The 18,832-nt window shown below is 58.9% G+C and carries 8 protein-coding genes; 3 read left to right on the forward strand and 5 right to left on the reverse strand.

All coding sequences use genetic code 11. From position 1 onward, the window contains the following. Nucleotides 1-659: PEP-CTERM sorting domain-containing protein (locus VGG64_03735; GenBank protein HEY1598684.1), on the forward strand; the 659-nt coding region annotated here is incomplete at its 5' end. 643 nt (nucleotides 660-1,302) lie between these two features. Here the strand turns inward: VGG64_03735 and VGG64_03740 are convergent. Together VGG64_03740 and VGG64_03745 are read right to left on the reverse strand one after the other, a co-directional pair. Further along, nucleotides 1,303-2,634: a type IV secretory system conjugative DNA transfer family protein gene (locus VGG64_03740; GenBank protein HEY1598685.1), complete on the reverse strand. Its 1,332-nt coding sequence runs from the start codon at nucleotides 2,632-2,634 to the stop codon at nucleotides 1,303-1,305. A 174-nt stretch (nucleotides 2,635-2,808) separates the two neighbouring features. Then, nucleotides 2,809-3,120 carry a helix-turn-helix transcriptional regulator gene (locus tag VGG64_03745; protein HEY1598686.1) on the reverse strand — a complete coding sequence of 104 codons (312 nt, stop codon included), beginning with the start codon at nucleotides 3,118-3,120 and terminating at the stop codon, nucleotides 2,809-2,811. A 689-nt stretch (nucleotides 3,121-3,809) separates the two neighbouring features. Between VGG64_03745 and VGG64_03750 the strand changes: the two genes are divergently transcribed. Next, entirely contained in the window at nucleotides 3,810-4,307 is a 498-nt protein-coding gene (locus VGG64_03750) for a hypothetical protein (protein HEY1598687.1), read from the forward strand. A gap of 224 nt (nucleotides 4,308-4,531) precedes the next feature. Here VGG64_03750 and VGG64_03755 read toward each other — a convergent pair whose 3' ends face one another. From VGG64_03755 to VGG64_03765, 3 genes are all read right to left on the reverse strand, one after another. Next, the gene (locus VGG64_03755; protein ID HEY1598688.1) at nucleotides 4,532-4,831 is read right to left on the reverse strand and encodes a hypothetical protein; all 300 of its coding nucleotides are present in this window, start codon (nucleotides 4,829-4,831) and stop codon (nucleotides 4,532-4,534) included. 568 nt (nucleotides 4,832-5,399) lie between these two features. Further along, nucleotides 5,400-8,606, reverse strand: a complete 3,207-nt coding sequence (locus VGG64_03760; GenBank protein ID HEY1598689.1) for a protein kinase — start codon at nucleotides 8,604-8,606, stop codon at nucleotides 5,400-5,402. A gap of 94 nt (nucleotides 8,607-8,700) precedes the next feature. Further along, entirely contained in the window at nucleotides 8,701-9,276 is a 576-nt protein-coding gene (locus VGG64_03765; protein ID HEY1598690.1) for an ECF-type sigma factor, read from the reverse strand. A 340-nt stretch (nucleotides 9,277-9,616) separates the two neighbouring features. Here VGG64_03765 and VGG64_03770 point away from each other — a divergent pair. After that, the coding region (locus VGG64_03770) for a right-handed parallel beta-helix repeat-containing protein (protein HEY1598691.1) at nucleotides 9,617-18,832 on the forward strand (9,216 nt) is incomplete at its 3' end.

Here is an 18,832-nt window from a genome sequence, read left to right on the forward strand (position 1 = left end):
CGGGCGACCAATTGACTGTCACGACCGCGAACGTAAGCGGCAATAATAGCGCATTCTACAAGGCTCCTCAGTCCATCGGGCGATTCGTCGCGAACTTCACCTACACAGACGCAGCCAACGGAAATAATGGGCCCAATGGGGGTAATGGGATCGCCTTCGTGATTCAGAACGATCCAAGGGGAACGACTGTGTACACCTATGGCGGGGGTTCGACACTCGGGTACGGGGCGGGCTTCAACGCGGCAATCGCGCCGAGCATCGCCGTGGAATTTAACATTGACACAAGTTTCACTCCTCCCGCGGGCACGGCCATCGGTATTAATGGCAGCGTTGGTCCATTTGGGCCCACTGGGGCCATTGCATTAAACAGCGGCGATCCGATCGCGGTGACGATTGATTACAACGGGACCACGCTCTCAACCTATTTGCACGATACCATTACGGGCGGCAATTATAGCCAGTCGCAGTCAATGAATTTGTCGGCTATTGGCAGTCAGGCCTACGTTGGATTCACGGGCGGCTCCGGCCTGGATACCGCGACACAGTTAGTCAGTAATTTTACGTTCAGCACGGTCCCCGAGCCATCGTCCTGCGTCATGGCCGCCGTTGGCGCGCTCGGATTGTTGATCGCGTCGCGCAAGCGGCGGCAGTCCGCATGACCAACGCTCGCTTGCTCGCCATCGGCTAAGTTTCCACTGAGACAAAATTTCTGAGCGGGAGCACACCAGCAGGCCGCACCCAGTCTGCCGAGTGCCGTCTCGAAGGAAATCCTTTAACTGGACGTCGAACAACGCGAGGCGCTGTTGCGCCGCGCCGAACAGGGCGGAATCGAACCGGACGATCTGCGTTTATGCTGAGATTCGCCGCCCGGCGGAAGAAGAGTCGCGTAACCTGATACGCTCCATGGTAAAGAAGCGACCCACTGAAGCCTCGTCCCACCCTCTGGTCTGACGGGGTTCCTTTGTCCGCAGCCCCATTTGCTCGCTCGGCTGTGTCATAAAGCCAACCGAATTGTGACGCTCCCGAAGTGTCACCGTTACTCGAGGCGAATGGCGGCCCCTGGAACGACATGGATAGACTCGCCTTGGCCATAATGTCCTCCCTAACCTTTGCTCAGCTCCATTGTCCCCGACAACGGTTAAGAATCATTGACCGCGCGCGCGATTCGCGCAAGGAAAGAAATAAGACAGTTCGATGACGGCTCAATAAAAAACGCCGCACGGCGGCCAGAGCCATCGCGCGGCGTGAGTCGAGGCGAGCAATTTCAATGGGTTAGGTGGGCGAATCGTCGGCCACAGAGGCTCAGCGTTCTGGAAATGGTCCGCGATCGGGCTGCTCGTAAAGCCGGTTTGCATCAAACCTGCCCTGGAAGCGATGATCAACAAGATAGTTGAGCCGCCGACAGCGGAATTCACCGCGGCCGTGAATTGACAGCACTTGCTCACCAGCGCGCAAATTGCGCAAGTGATGGGAGCCGTGGTCCAAATAGCCGCTCCACTGCATGGCCATGTCCCGATTATGGAATCCGAAAGCTTGAACCACACCGCACGAATTCACGAGTGTTTTCCAGCTCGTCGCGTACCAGGTTTGCAGCTGAGCTAGGTCCTGGACGAACATCCACACCCAGGCACCGTAGCCGCCGGCAAGGGTCAGCATCGTTTCCAGCAAAGGAAACGACTCAAGCTGCGCAATCTCATCTAGGATGAATAACGTGCGAAGCGCAGGACGATGCCGACGGCTCAACACGGCGGTCAACAGCACGGCGACTTGTAGTTTGATGAGCGACTTGTGGCTGTGGATGCGGTATGGCGGCAGGATGATGTAGATATCGATAGGATCGCCGTCAACGACGCTCTTCAGAGGGAAGCTGCTTTGCTTCAATGTGCGTGAAACTTGCGGGCTTAAAAATGCCTTCAGGTAAGATTGCGTAGTTGCGAGCACTCCACCTCGTGTTACCTCGGGCATTTGAAGGAGGGCGGCGATTTCCTGATAGGCAAACGGGCACATGGTATTGCCTTCCGCATCAAGCAGGCAGGCCAGGCTGTTAATAGCGTCTTCGGCGTAGAACTTCTCCACAACCGTCACCAGGTTCGCTTTTTCCGGGTCACTTAGCCCGCCTGCGTAGCAAATCAATCCACTCAAGGCACCACACCCATTGAGATCCCAAAACGGGTCCTTGGTGCCTTTTATGCCTCGGGCAAAAAGCTCGGCCAAAGATTGTGAGTCCGTTTCCAGGTCGGAGCCGGCCAGCGAAAAGATATCGAGCGGATTGAACGAATCAGACTGGTCATCCACCACGCCAAATGGATCAAGCTTGATGACACGATGTCCCATCTCACGGCGCCGCCGAGCAGTCACCATGAAATTTTCTCCCTTGGGGTCGATGACGACGACGGGGCCTTGGTAATGCAACAGATTGGGAATAATGACGCCGGTTCCCTTGCCAGAGCGGGTGGGTGCGACGGTAATCAGGTGCGCGTCACCGTCGTACGTGATCAGTCCCTTCTCCCGATGAAGGCTTTGCTTCGAGGGTGAAAAGCCGACGCCTGGCGCAGGTTGGCCGTGATGTTCGCCAAGAATAAGGTGCGTCGGGTCGGGTTCTCGATATGGCAGACGTGCCGTGCTGCAAATCATGTCGCGACCCTCCAGGTGCAGTGCAGAGAGGCAAAAGAAACGAGCCTCGCACCGCAGATCCATCGCGATACAAGGCCCTCCTGGCGTAACGAATGCGAAGCCGAACTGTGGAGAATATCCCTTGACCGGCGCCACCGAAATTCGGCATTGTTGCCGTCAGCGCTTTTGCCGTCGTCACTTTTGACGAGGGGACAGCTTCACGACCAGGATCGCTTCAACCGCCCGGTAGGGAATTTCTTTGACGGTGCTGGCTGACAGGCGGTCGCGGCTTTCATAGAGATGATCGCGGAGCGTCGAGCCGCTGATTTCCAGGATCTCCTGAATCTCCTTCGCCTCCTTTCCCTGGACCTTGAGCCCGACGACCTCAGCGTGTCGCTTCGTCAAGCCTGTGACTTCCTTGAACGCTTCCCATTCCTCCTTGGAGCAGAAGTTGGGTCGCGTCGGGTCGTCGTCGGCGCCAGTCTCTATGGAGATATCTGTGGCCATAAGCGGGATCGGCGCGCACTGGGAGCCGGACTGAACCGTCATGGTTCACAAACGGGCGATGCACCTGGTACCCCACACCGGCCGAGACGATCTACCGGCGGCGGCCTGATGGACGGTTCCCGCGTGCCATCAGGAACGGTGCCGACGCGTTAGGGTGTCACTGCGGTCGAAGTCGCTGCTTTTTGAATTGTTGCAGAAAACGCCGGTGCAATTCAAGCGCTTGCACGCAAGTTCAGACGCTATCGGAAGAAAACTTTTGCGGCCGTGTGCAAATCCTTGACGGGTTTTTCTCCGATCGAACAATCGCACTCGGGGGCAATAGGACCATCGCGAATGCCGCAAATCTTTAGGCGACAGCGTAGTGAGCGGCCGTAACTGCCAAGCCGATGGCAGGCGATTCGAGGCACACGAGGCCGCCGCAAGCTGCGCAGTGTGCTTAATTTCGCGACGAAACGGGCAGGCAGAATTTGTTTCGGTCTCGAAGGGTTGATGGTGGCGCGGACCGCGGTACAGGTATATCGTGATCACGCTCTGCCTTTCCGAATCGCGCAGAACGGTATCTTGAAGTCGTCCGACTGTTCTGTCTTATGATGAGGCGCTCCCCCGATATGGGGTGTAGGTAAGCAGCGATAGCCGACCTGCGGCGGGCCTTTGTCCGACCGGCCCTTGGTGACGCGTGCGGTGCGGCCTTGTTGCTGGTCGGCATGCGGCACGGCAACATTGGTCTGACGATGAATGTTTATACCAATCCCAAGCTGCTCGACGTTCACGCCGCGCTCGATGCGTTGCCGGCGTTGCCCCTCAGTGGGCCATCGCCGCAAGAACAACTGGCAACTGGGACAGACGATCGAATTGAAAGGCCCGTTGCACCGAGAGCTGGCGAGCGTAGTAAATCCTGGTCAACTGCTGTCAAAATGACAGACAATCGACAAGAACGGGACGAATCGCTGCGCGCCGACGCAAGTAGTTACTCAGTCAAACAAAACAACCCGCTGACAATCGCTGTCAACGGGTTGCAAGAAGAGCGGGCGAACGGACTCGAACCGTCGACATCCAGCTTGGGAAAACGCACCGCGTCCTTGGGTGTTTCAGCCCATTTTCTCGGGGAATACCGCTATTTTACACCTACTAGGCACTATTGCAAAGCGTCTCATTTACTGGCGTTTGCTCTCGGGAAAACGCGGTAGTGACGGGGCCGCTTAGGAACGCAATCCGGTAATTACCGGCCAGTGAGGCTGCTGTGTTTTCCATCGTATCGTCCTAGGATGAGAACCAGGAGGGCGATTGCCACCCCATGGGTACGACCTTGCCGTGGATCCTTACCGAACGCAGCGGTCTGCTGGAGATGACGCTACGACACGCTCTTCACCATCACGGCCCTCTGTAGCGCATTAGCGTATGGATCCACGCTCTATCCCTCACTCGTGCTGTACGCGCCACTGACGCTCCCCACGCCAGCAAGTTTCAAGGGAGTGAACCACCATCGATCGCCGTCGAACTTGGTCTCGGTAGTCTGCAGGTAAATCAGAAGCCGAATGGCGTCGTCACCGCGGCGATATTCCAGGGAGATCCTCGAAGGCCGCTGAAACTCGACGACGTATTGGACACGACATTGAATACAGTTGCAACTTGTCCATGTCAGGGTTCCAGACGCTCGAGAACGACGTCGCCGATAGAAATCGGTCATGCGGATCGAAAACGATTCTTCCACCGTCAACTTCCTCTGCCCACGGAAGCCGCTTCCGGTTCCACCCATTTTTCGTGTCCTGGATTTGCCAAAATCAATTGGGTTTGTTTTCGCCGACTCTGCGATACCGCGCCAGCCGGGTTACACCGCCAGGGTAGCGTCTGGAGCTGCACCGCCGAGCCTACGGGGATCGCGTAGCCGCTGCCGTTGCCCAATTCAGCGGTGGCCAGCGCGCCCAGATAGGCGGGTGTCCAAGTGGTGGCGTCGACCAGTACGTCAGCCACGCGCGGCGGCGGGATCTGCACGCCGGTAAGAACAAAAGTCGTGGGATTCTCCGCCGCGGTAACCCGCTTGTGCCGTTCTGCGTACGCCGCACATGTAACGTGATTGAGATTGATAGGACGTGAGTTCCACGCGTGTGCGTGAGACCTTCAGCGTCACCAGCACCCTGGAACGAGTTGGTTTCGCTTACCAAGGAGATGAGTTTGTGGAATAACCTCCAATCGCACGTTGTAATAACCCACCGGCCTATGCCTCCTGGGCCCGCATGATTGCGAGGGTGGCAACGCCGTGCAGGTGTCGGCTTTGGGTACTACGGTGTTTTCATGTCGAGCTGCGCCAGCTGGCGGTGAGTCAGGTGTATGGCCAGCGGCAGCGCCCACTTGGCGATTCCCTCGCTGTGTTGCGGTATCGTTACATCGAGCTTTGCCACGAGCTTCGACAGCGACTCCAGCTGCTTTGCTTGCGCTTCCTGGTCACCGATATCGCCGTACGCGAGCGTCAGGATTGTCTCGGCTGTCAGCCTGCTGATGCGAATCTGGTCGAGTCGCCTGGGCGCTGCCAATTCGGCAAACGCATGCATTGGCAGCGCCTTGGATAACGTCGCGATCGCTTCGTTGGGCTGGCCCGCCCGATATTGCAACGAGCCGTACAGGGTCTGGAACACGGGATTACGGGGATCGATGGCGGCCACGCGCTTACCGATTGCCAGTGCGCTCTGCATATCAGGTAAGGCTCGCTCTCCCGCCATGCACGCCATGGCGATGCCGGCTTGCTCAGCCAGGCCCTCGCTAGTCCCGAAGCGATTAAAGAAATCGGCGCAAGTGGTTCGATATCCGACCATGTCGCCAGCGGCCAATTGCAACATGGCGAGTTGGTAGAGTGTTTTCCACGAGTAACCACTGACAGCGACGGCTCGCGCGAATGGCTGCGTTGCTTCCTGCCACTGGCCGAGCATGGCAAGCGAATCACCCCAGCCGGAGAACACGTCGACCGTCACATAGCCCGCCGTTACGGCCGCGCTGAAGTAATCCCTGGCTAATTTCCAGTTCCTCGTCGCTTCGTCGCTATCGTGCGCCTCGACCAATAGGATGCCCAGATGCAAGTGCCCCGTTCCTAATCCAACCAGGTGCAGCCCGATCCCTGGATGCTCTCGATCGAGCTGCTCGTATATCTCCAGTGAATGGCGGTAGGATGTTTCGGCCTCGGCACGTTGGTCGTTCAGTCGTTGCAGGTAGCCGAAGTTGAAATATTTGTGCGCCAAATCGGTACGGTAGTCGGGCACGCTCGGGTTCTCTCGGGCCAGCGCCTCGTAAATGTCAACCGTTCGCTTGAATGACACCTCGGCGTCAGGCAGCCGATCCAAATCGATTTGCACCACGTACAAGGCGTTGTACGCATTGCCCAGTTGAGCACGGTACTCAGTATAAGTCGGGTGATCGCGCACTAATTTCTCGTATAATTCCACGCTGCGCAGGCCCGCCGCTTCTGCTTCCTGCAATCGTCCTACGCTTCGCAGTACTTCTCCCAGGTACCAATACGACTTCGCCACGCCTGCCTCGTATACCGTGGTGCCGGAAGATCCCTTTAGTAAGGGTTCGTAAATCGACAGCGCATGGCGGAGCACCGCCTCGGATTCCGTAGCGCGATTCAGCACCGATAGCAATGCGCCAAGGCTCGCCGAGACGCTAGCCGATTTGGCCGCGTACTCGGCCGTATTCGGCTGTTGGTTGGCGAGCCGTTCATAGATGGACAGCGCTTGGCGATACGCGGCCTCGGCGCCGGTCAAATCGGGCGTCCCGGCCAGCACTCTTCCGCGCCAATGGAAGGCCAGCGCCAAGCCGGTCTGATAGTCGATATTAATTGGTTCGCGGTCCACAAGCCGCTGGTACTGTTCAATTGCCTTGTCGAACGCGGCCACGGCGTCGTCCGGAATGCCAATTGCGCTCGTAATATTGCCAACCCGAATGTAGGTAGCGGCAAGTTCTCCTTGCAGCGCCGGATTATCGCCATGCTCTTCGATAAACCGTTTGTAGTACAACAGCGCCGTATCCAACAACTCTTTGCGCAGTGGTTGCAAGCCGGGCACGTTCAACAGTTTGCTTTCGCTGACCGACGTGAAGTAATCATTCACGGCTTCACGAGCCTGTTGAAAATTAGCTTCCGCCGCCGAATGCTGCTTCGCAACTTCGCTGCGCTCGGCCTCGGCCAGCCGCTCGGCGCGCGTCGCGCGGATTGCTTGCCACGTGCTAGCGACAATGCCACCGATCAGTGCCAGAGCAACAACTAGCGCCGTCGTTAGAGGCACGCGGTTGCGGCGCACGAACTTCCGGCAGCGGTCAATCGCCGAGGGCGAATGAGCATCGACCGGTTCGTCGCGCAAATAGCGTTCGATGTCTCGCGCCAGACTGCTGGCGGTTTCGTAGCGCTTCGTGCGGTCTTTTTCCAGCGTCTTCAGCACGATCCAGTCGAGATCCCCGCGCAGCACTTGCGCCAAGCGACCAGCCTCGACCTTGCGTTGCGCCGCGACCGTGGTGCGGGTATTCCCCAGCGTGTCGACGAAAGCGCTCGGTTTCGGCGGCTCCTCTTCACAAATGATGCGGCGAACTTCTTCGTGAGAGGCTTCTCGGATCCGCTCTCGATCGAACGGCGTCATGCCCGTCAGCAGCTCGTACAGCAATACTCCCAGCGAATAGATGTCGCTGCGCGTGTCGATATCGATCGCCGACAACTCGGCTTGCTCGGGGCTCATGTACAAGGGAGTCCCGATCATGTGGGTAAAGTTCGTGAATAGCGTCTTGTCCGTAAGCTGCTGATTCGTCGCCTTAGCGACGCCAAAATCGATCACTTTTGGCACGGGCCGACCGTCGAGCACCGTAACCAGGACATTGGAAGGCTTGAGATCGCGATGGATAATCCCTTTTTGATGAGCGTGCTGGACCGCGTTGCAAACCTGAACAAACAGATCGAGACGTTCGGGCACGGACAATTGCGCCTGATCGCAATACTCTGTGATCGGGATACCGCGAACCAGCTCCATGACGAAATACGGACGGCCCGCTTCGGTGGCCCCCGCATCCAGGACGCGGGCAATGTTCGGGTGGTCCATCAAGGCTAAGGCCTGACGTTCGGCCTCAAAGCGAGCGATCACCTGCCGGGTGTCCATGCCCGGCTTGATGATTTTCAGAGCTACGCGCCTGCGGACCGGGGTCTGCTGGTCTGCCATGTAGACGACGCCCATCCCCCCTTCCCCGATTTCCTCCAGCAGCTTGTAGGGGCCGATGACAGCCCCCGCGCTGTCCGGCAGCAGCTCGAATGTCGCGGCGGCTACCTCCGGTGCTGCCGGATGCTTGAGAAAATCTCCAGCGTTTTCCAGCGCGCGAATAAGCCCCTCGACATCCGACCGCAACGCGGCGTTATCGCCGCAAGCTTGGTTCAAAAAGGCGTCTCGATCGCTCGCCGAGCGAATCTCGATGGCCTGGCCGAAAATGGATTTCGCGTCGGAAGCGTGAGATTTCATTGCGCGCGCCCCTCCCAAAGGACCCGTACTTACGTATGCGATGAAAACGGCCGTCGACTGCCAAAATTTCGGCAACTAATTCCTGCCGAACGGTTCAATCCTGGGACCGGCCGAGCTTCCGGGCAAGCCACGCGCGGGCGAAAGCCCAATCCCGATAAGCCGTCCGGCTGGAAATGCCCAGTAACGTCGCCGCCTCGTCCAGCGTCAAAGTCGCGAAAAAATGCAGCTTTACGAGCTCGGCTGCCTGAGGATCGATCTCGGCGAGCATTTCCAGCGACTCGTGGACTGCCAGTACATCGTCGTCGGTGGCGGCTGCGGCCAGATCGAAATCGTCCGCTGAGACCCGCTCGAATTCTCCCCCGTGCTTGATGCGGTTTTTACGGCGGGCTCTCTCGACAAGAATTCGCCGCATAGCTTCGGCCGCAGCCGCGTAGAAATGGCCACGGCCATCCCAACGTCCTTGCCCACCAGCGCCGACCTGCTGGGGAACCAGACGCAAATAGGCTTCATGAACGAGCGCAGTTGGGTCCAGCGTCTGCCCAGGCTTTTCAGCAGCCAATTTGCGAGCGGCCAACCGCCTCAGCTCCGCGTAGACGAGGGGCAATAGCTCTTCGGCCGCTTGTGGGTCGCCGCGCTCGATCCTGGAAAGAATCTGGGTTAAGTCGGCCATCGTCGTCCATGATAACTGCCCGCACGCATCGTGCTATCCACGCCCTAGTTTTCCGATCGCCGAATCCAATTACCGGTGCAGTTCGAGAAACTTTTCAAATATTTGGCAGTAATTCCACCGCAGACGTCGCATTCGTAATCAGGGCCGGTCGGCCGGTTCCCGCGAACTACCTGCTTTTGACGCACCTAGGAGCGATTTTCAGAGGCATCCGGCTGCTCGATCGGGGGGGTGTTTCGGACATGGCAAGGCTTCGCCGACCTGGTTCGAGCGACGGCCCTGTCTCGACCGTGGATCTAGACGTCGTTGCCGGCACGATACTTACCGCGCCCGAGGGGAAGACATGAAGAAGCTTCTAACGAATCGGCATCGTCCCAGCCGCCTGCGGCATACATTTACGCGGTTGAGAATCGAGCCTCTCGAAGAGCGGCGTCTGCTCACGGTGTTTTCGGTGACCAGTACCGCAGACAGCGGCGCAGGCTCCTTGCGCGATGCCATTACGCAGGCCAACGCCAACCCTGGCACCGACACAATTGACTTCGCCATTGCCGGGTCCGGCGTGCAGACGATCACTCCGCTTACTCAACTCCCCGCAATCACCGATCCGCTCACGATCAACGGAGATTCACAGCCTGGTTACACAGGTACGCCGCTGATCGAGATCGATGGTAGCAAGGCCGGAAACGCCAATGGGCTGCAGATCGTCGTCGGCGACAACACGATCGACGGGCTCGACATCCACAGCTTCGGGTACGACGGCATCGTCATCGCCGAAAACGACACTGAGGGGAACAACATCATTGAAGGCAACTATATCGGCACCGATCCCAGCGGGACGATCGCTGAGGGAAACCAGGCCGGCATTCATTTGCTCTTCTCGCCCGACAACATCATCTCGGGCAACCTGATTTCGGGTAACCGACAGAGCGGCGTCTTCCTGGCCGATCAATTCTGCACCGGCAACCTCATCCAGGGCAACCTGATCGGCACCGACGTCACCGGTCTGCTCGCCTTGGGCAACCAGGTAAACGGCGTAGCCCTGGGCGCGGTGGCCGGCGATACGACCGATGGCTTCGCTTCCGGCAACACGGTCGGCGGCACCACCGCCGCGCTGCGCAATGTCATCTCTGGCAATGGCGACGCCGGAGTCTGGATCGAAGGCGGTTCCGACAACACCGTGGAGGGCAATTACATAGGCGTTGGCGCCGACGGAGAAACAGCAATTGGCAACGGCACGAACGACGCTTCCGCTCCGAGTGAATACAGCACCGACGGCGTCTTCATCAATGGCGGAAGCAACAACCTTATCGGCGGCCTCGTCGACGGATCCGGCAACGTCATCTCCGCCAATATCGGCGATGGCGTTCGCATCGACGCTTTGGACAACATTGGCCAAAGCGCGACTCAAAACTTCGTGCAGGGCAACCGCATCGGGGTCGACAAAGACGGCAACGCCGGAGCCGACCTGGGAAATGCCAACGGAATCTCGCTCCGCAACGACAGCGCAAACTCCGACGTGCTGGTCTCCGATAACTGGATCGGCGCCGATGACGATTCCGACGGAACCGAAGACGGCGTTGTCAAGGGCGCCAATGTCATCTCGGGAAATCGCGGCAACGGATTGGTCGTCGCGGGTGTGGTCGACAACACCACGATCGTCGGCAACTACATCGGCACCGACGCAAGCGGAAACACCGCCGTGAAGAATGAGGGGTATGGCATTTCAGTTCTGTCATTCGCCGGCCAGAATGACGGGCCGAACAACGTTGGCATTGGCGGCGACCTGCCTGGAGCCGGGAATTATATCTCTGGAAATGGCGCTGACGGCATCAACATCGACCAGGCGAACGACGTCAGTATCACTGATAACCTGATCGGCACCAACAAAGAAGGGACCGACGCGCTGAGCAACAATGGCGCCGGGGTGGCAATTTACAGTTCGTCAAACGTGTCTGTCGGTGAGACGGAGCCGGGAAGTAACACAACACTCATATCTCTGGGCAATCTCATTTCGGGCAACATTGAGGACGGAGTCGTAATCGACCAAGGTTCGAGCGACGTGAAGGTGCTCGGCAACGAGATCGGCACCGACAGCATCGGCGTGAACGACCTTTCCAACGGCGGCAACGGCGTTGTCATTTCAAACTCGTCTTCGGTCACTGTCGGCGGCACCGACGAGGCGACTCGAAATGTCATCGCAAACAATGATCAAAACGGCATATTGATCGTGGGCGCGGATGCGCACGACAATCACGTACTGGGAAATTACATTGGATTGGGATCGGACGGATCGACACGTTTGCCAAATAACGCAAATGGCGTGGAGATCAACGATGGGTCCAGCAACTTCATCGGCGGCACCGATGACGGAGACGGGAACCTCATCAGCGGCAATACCAATGCCGGCATTTTGATCCAGGGATCGGATGCCGTCCTGAATGCGGTCTACGACAATGTCATCGGCGTAGATGTGAATGACGACCCCGCTCCCAACGCCATCGGCGTCGAAGTTACCAATCTCGCCTTCGGGAACTACATCGGCGACGGAACCGACGACGACGCTAACGTCATCGGCGACAACACCAGCGCCGGAATCTACCTCGCCGGCAGCTCCGGCGGCACCGTCGTCAGCGACGACCAGATCGGAGTCATCCTTGACCCCGAAGGTCCCGCAACCCCTGCCCCCAACCAGGGCTATGGTATCGAGATCGTCAATTCGTCGCTCAACAACATTGGCAATTTCGGCACCTCGAAGGGAAACTACATCGAGAGCACCGCGGCCGATCCCGCCAGGCAGCTCCTCGGCATCGGCGTTCTGATCAGCGGCGCCGGTTCGACCGGCAACGAACTGCAAGACAACAATATCGGCGCCAACGCGAACGACGGAATCGAAATCACCGACGGCGCATCAGGCAACATCGTCGGCGCCACCGTGGGGGCCGGCGACAATATCATCGATGGCAATGGCAGCTTCGGGATCTCGATCAACGGTCAGGCCCACGACAACCAGATCCTGGCCAACGACATCGGCACCGACGCCGACGGAACTCTGCTGGCAAAACTAGGCAACGCCAGTTACGGCATCGACCTCGACAGCACATCCCACAATACGATCCAGAACAACGACATCGACAACAACCAGGAAGGCGGCCTCTATCTCAGCGGCGCCAACGGGAATTCGATCCTCGGCAACTACGTCATTGCCAACGCAGGCGATGGCATTGACGTCACCTTCAGCTCCGCCAGCAACGTCATTGGCGACCTGGCCGCCGGCGACACCAATGTCATCAACGCCAACCTGGGGACCGGCGTCACGATCGATACCAGTTCTGCCGGAAATCAGGTGGTCGGAAACGACATCGGCGCCGACGCCAACGGAGACTATCAGGAAGACGCGGGCAACGCCCAGCAGGGCGTGCTCATCAGCGACGCCATCAACAACACCATTCAGGACAACTCGATACGCGGCAATTCCGTCGGCGTCCTCATCCAGAATTCAGACAGTAGCGCCAACCGCGTAATCGGTAATACCATCGCCAATAACACCGGCGACGGCGTGCAGCTCACAAGCGGCACGTACGAAAATACGATCGGAGGCACAACGGCGCAGGACGGCAACCTGATCTCGGAGAATGGATCGGTCGGCGTCGAAATCCTCAGCCTGTCGCATACCAACACGATCGCCGGCAATTGGATCGGAACCGACGACAATGGCCAGTTCATCCAGGGCGCCGGCAACGACCTGGCCGGAATTGGCATCGACAACTCCAGCTACAACACCATCCAGCGCAACGTTATCCGCGGTAACGCCACCGGCGTCGGCCTTATCGACAACGCCAGCAATAACACCCTGTTGGCGAACATTATCACCAATAACGCGACAGGCATCACTATCTGGTCCGGCGCGACGAATAATGCCATTGGCGATGTCGATCCAGCAGACGCCAACCTCATCGGCACCGACGACGACGGTCAGTTCAACGCCGCCGACGGTAATACGTACACTGGCATTGATATTTTGGATGCCAGCAATAACACCGTGCAGAATAACGACATCCGCGGCAATGCAAACGGCGTCCTCATCGAAAATGCCGACACGCAGGGAAACGTCGTCTCGGGCAACGACATTACCAATAATGTCGCAGACGGCATCCAGATCACGAATGGCGCGACGATGAATACAGTCGGCGGAGCCACCGCCGCGGATGGTAATCTTATTTCGCTCAACCAAAACGTCGGCGTGGAAATCCTCAGACAGTCCAACAACAACAAAGTCATCGGCAACGATATCGGCACCGACGACGGCCAGTACAACAGCGACGACGGCAACGCTTTGGCCGGCATCGGCATCGACGGATCAAGCAATAATACCATCCAAGACAACACGATCCGCGGCAATCCTGTCGGGGTCGGCATTATCGACAACGCCACGGGAAACACACTAACGGCCAACACCATCACCAACAGTGGCAGCTACGGCGTCAATATTAAGAGCAGCTCGAACAATGCGGTCGGGGGGCCAAACGACGGCGATGGCAATACAATTTTGCTCAATGGCAGCGCCGGCGTCTCGATCACTTCCGGAACCGGCAACGCGATTCTACGCAACAACATCTCCGGCAACGATGGGCTGGGCATCGATCTCGGCGGCGACGGCGTCACGCCCAACGACGACCAGGGCGATCTGGACACCGACACAGGACCCAACAATCTGCAAAACTTCCCGGTCTTGACCATGGCCACCACCGGGGGCAGCCAAATCATCGCCGGATCACTGTCGAGCGCGGCAAATACGACCTACACACTGCAATTCTTCAATCTGGACCAGCCCGATGCCTCGGGCTACGGTCAGGGAGACCGCTATCTAGCAGATGCAATCGTCACGACCAACGCCAGCGGCGTGGCGACATTCGACGTGACTTTGCCCGGCAGTGTGGCCGCCGGCACGTTCATCTCCGCCACTGCCACCGACCCCGCCGGAAACACTTCGGAATTCTCGCAAGCGATCTTGGTGCAGCAGGATACCGACGGCGACGGAATCGGCGACCAGACCGAAGACGATGCGCCCAATGGCGGCGATGCCAACGACGACGGTATACCCGACAGCCAGGAACCCAACGTTGCCTCATTCCAGAGTGCCGTCAGCGGCCAGTACATCACGCTCGCGTCCCCCGCCGGGACGACCTTAAGTAATGTCACCGCGATAGCGAATCCTTCCCCCAACGACGCTCCGGATGCGGCGTTCGACCAGGGCTTCTTCGGGTTCACCGTTAATGGTGTCGCGCCGGGCGGGTCGGTCGACGTGCAAGAGATCCTGCCGGCCGGGAGCACACCGCTCAACTACGAGTACTTTCGCTATGGCCCACTGCCTGGCGACCCAACTCCTCAGTGGTATTACTGGGACTACTTCGGCCAGACCGGCGCCGAGATCAATGGCAACGTCATTACGCTGCATTTCGTCGACGGCCAGATCGGTGATGATGACCAGACGGCCAACGGCACGATTGTCGACTCGGGCGGCCCGGCCTTCCAAGTCCACTTCGACGTCACCAATACCAACGACAGCGGCCCAGGTTCATTGCGTCAAGCGATCCTCGACTCGAATAGTTCCCCAAACAACAACCGGATTGATTTCGATATCCCCGGTGGCGGCGTACACACGATCACGCCGCTGTCGACACTGCCGACCATCACCAACTCCGTAACGATCGACGGCACCACGCAGCCGGGCTACGCCGGCAAACCGCTTATCGAGATCAGCGGCATGGACGCGGCGGGCGGCGGGCTGAACGTCAGTGCGACGAACACCACGATTCGCGGCCTGGTTATCAATCGCTTTACGGGCGGCGGCATTGCGCTAGTCCAAAACGGCTACATACAGCCGTATGGCTTCACGATCGAGGGAAACTACCTCGGCACCGACCCCAGCGGGCTGCTGCCCGAAGGGAATGGCTACGGTATTCTTGTCGACGCCGGAGATGGCATCATTGGCGGCACCACGCCCGATGCCGCCAATGTGATTTCCGGCAATAACGTCGTCGGCATCGTTGTTTCGTCTACCGATTCGCTGGCGATCCAGGGAAACCTGATCGGTGTCGCCGCCGACGGCATCAGTCCGCTTGGCAACGCCCAAGACGGCATCAGGTTGTACGGTGGTGGCAACACGACCGTCGGCGGGCTCGATCCTGGCGACGGGAACGTCATCGCGTACAATTACAACTCGGGCATCGACACCTATTCTGCAGGCGCGTTCCTCTCTAACAGCATCTATGACAATGCCTACGTCGGGATCGATTACCAGGGGGTCTCTGTCCTTAATGACGGCCCCGGCGTCGACCGCAGCCCACAGAACTACCCAGTTCTTTCCTCGGCAATTAGCACGGCGGGCCAAACGACCATTTCCGGATACCTCAACAGCGCGCCGGACACAACGTACCTCATTCAGTTCTTCAGCAACCCGGCTCCCACACCATCCGGCTACGGCCAGGGTCAGACCTATCTGGGCAGCACGACGGTCACGACCGACGATAACGGCCACGCCGATTTCACAGCGATGCTGAGCGTAGCGGTCGCCAACGGGCAGCTCATTACCAGCACCGCCACCAATGTTGCCGGCAACGATACCTCAGGTTTCTCGTTGCGCGTCGCCGTTGGCGACGTGCTGGGCAATGTCTTCGTCGTGAATTCCACCGACGATACCGACGACGGTGCTTATAATCCCGCGCACGTCACCTTGCGCGATGCGATCCTCGCGGCGGACGCGCATCCGGGGCTCGACACGATCCAATTCAACATTCCTGGTGGTGGCGTGCAAACGATCGCTCCGTTGACGCCGCTGCCGGCGATTCTCGATTCGGTCGTTATCGACGGCACGACCCAGCCCGGCTACGCCGGCACGCCGCTCATCCAAATCTCCGGCAACAAGATGGAGCAGAGCGACCTTTCTGGCTCTCCATTTCTGCTCATCGGCCTTTATCTCGCCACGAACGACAGCACCATCAAAGGCCTGGACATCAACCAGTTCTATAAACCATCGAACGCGCTTGCTTATAGTGGCTTCCCCCTCGATGTTTACGGGAATAACAACGTCGTCGAAGGTTGTTTTATCGGCACCGACCCCACCGGCACGGTGGCTAAGACAAATGGTTATGGGGTCTATGTCAGCGGATACGGCAATCGCATCGGGGGCACCACCCCGGCTGAGCGCAACGTCATCTCCGGAAATGACGTCAATGGTTTGACCGTCACAGGCCCTGAGCGCCAGTTCGGCGATACCGGAGCCCCCAACCTTGTCGAAGGCAACTTCATCGGCACCGATGTCACCGGTACCAAAGCACTCGGCAACGGCATCGGCGTGGCATACAACTGCTATGGCGTCAGCCTCATTGGCGACAACATTTTCGGCGGCTCGGCGCCGGGCGCCGGCAACGTTGTTTCCGGGAACTCGGGAAATGCCGTGATGCTCACCACCGCCGAGGGGAGCGTTGTGCAGGGCAACTTCATCGGCACCGACGCCACCGGGACGAAAGAAATCGCCAACAGTGGCGGTATCGGAATTGACCTTTACGATAACGACGTCGAGCCTACCTCCGGCATCACCATCGGCGGGACGCAGCCGGGCGCCGGCAATCTCATCTCTGACAATGCCGTCGGCATCGCGATCGTCGGATCATTGAACGTCGTCCAGGGGAACAAGATCGGCACCGACGTCACAGGAACGCTCGCTTTTGGTAACGGCAACCAGGGGATCGACGTCGAAGGCGATTCCAATCTCATCGGTGGAACCCAACCCGGGGCCGGCAATCTGATCTCCGGCAACTTCGGCGACGGCATCCTCCGTACTGCGTACAACGCTTCCACTTCCGGCGACGTCATCCAGGGGAATCTGATCGGGACGCAGGCTGACGGCGTCAACCCGTTGGGCAATGGCCACGACGGAATCGATATAGGGCTCAGCTCGATCGGAGTTTCCCAGGGCTACGTTATCAGCGACGACCTCATCGGCGGCACCGACAGCGGCGCTGGAAATACCATTGCCTTTAACGCCCGCGACGGTGTCGAAATCTCGTCGGCCCAGGGCCTCGGCATTCTCTCCAACGCAATTTTCTCTAACGGCGTGCTCGGCATCGACCTGAATGGCAATGGCGTCACTCCGAACGACCTAGGCGACGCGGATACCGGTGCTAACAACCTGCAGAATTTCCCCGTGCTAGCCACGGTCGTCACCGACAGCGTGCACACGACCGTCACCGGCTCGTTCAACAGCGCGCCCAATACATTCTATACCCTGCAGTTTTTCGCCAATGCGAACGCAAACAGTTCGGGTTTCGGCGAAGGTCAGACATTACTCGGTACGCGCCAGCTTACGACCGACGCCAACGGCAACTCCACGTTCGTTTTCACGTTCTCCACCGCTGCGCGGGTCGGGCAGTTCATCAGCGCCACAGCGACCGACCCGTCAAACAACACGTCCGAGTTTTCGGCTGACTTACAACTCATCGGCGGTACCGTCGCCCCGAATCAGGCTCCCACGGTCAGCGTCGGCGGCCCGTACACAATCAACGAAGGGGATTCGCTTACGCTCGACGCGACGCATTCCAGCGATCCAGACGGCGACCCGCTCACTTACTCCTGGGACATCAATGGCGACGGCGTCTTCGGCGACGCGACCGGCGCGAACCCGACGCTCTCCTGGGCACAGCTTGGCGCCCTGGGAATCGTCAATGGCCCCAGCACATTCAATGTCGAAGTTCGCGTCAACGACGGCCAGGGGCACGTGGTCACATCGACTGCTACGACGCTCACCGTGGCCAACGTGGCGCCGGTCGTCAGCGCCGGCGACGACCAATACGTCAACGAAGAAGACCTGGTCACCTTGACTGGCTCTTTCACCGATCCCGGCACTCTCGACACCCACACCCTCAACTGGCATGTGGATGCCGACAACGGCCAAGTGATCGCCGACGGCAGCGGTTCCACTTTCAGCTTCACCCCCGACGATAACGGCACATACACGGTTACGTTCACGGTGACCGATAGCGACGGCGGCGTCGGCACGGCTGTCGTGCACGTCTATGCGTCCGATGTTCCCCCCGTCGCTACGATCCTTGGCGTTCCGGCCCAAGGCACGGTCGGTGTGCAGATCAACCTTTCGGCTACAGCCACTGACATCTCGCCTATCGATACCGCCGCGGGTTTCCTATATGCCTGGCAAGCCTATAACGAGGACAACGACAACGACTATTTCGTTAGTTACTCCTCGGACTTCACCTTCACGCCTACCGATCCGGGCACGTACGACATCTACCTGGGTGCAGAGGACAAGGACGGCGGGTACGGTTACGCCCAGGCGAGCGTAATCGTCGTCAACAACACTGGCGGCGGCACCGCGCCGGTTGTCACGCTCGCCCCCAACGCCACGATCAATGAGGGGGACACCTACACTTCGAGCGGTTCCTTCGTCGATCCCGATGTTGGAGACTCGTGGACCGCCACCGTCAACTATGGCGATGGCACGGGCGATCAGCCACTCAGCCTGAATGCCGACCAGACGTTCAAT

The sequence above is a fragment of the Pirellulales bacterium genome (genome assembly GCA_036490175.1).
Classification (GTDB): Bacteria; Planctomycetota; Planctomycetia; order Pirellulales; family JACPPG01; genus JACPPG01.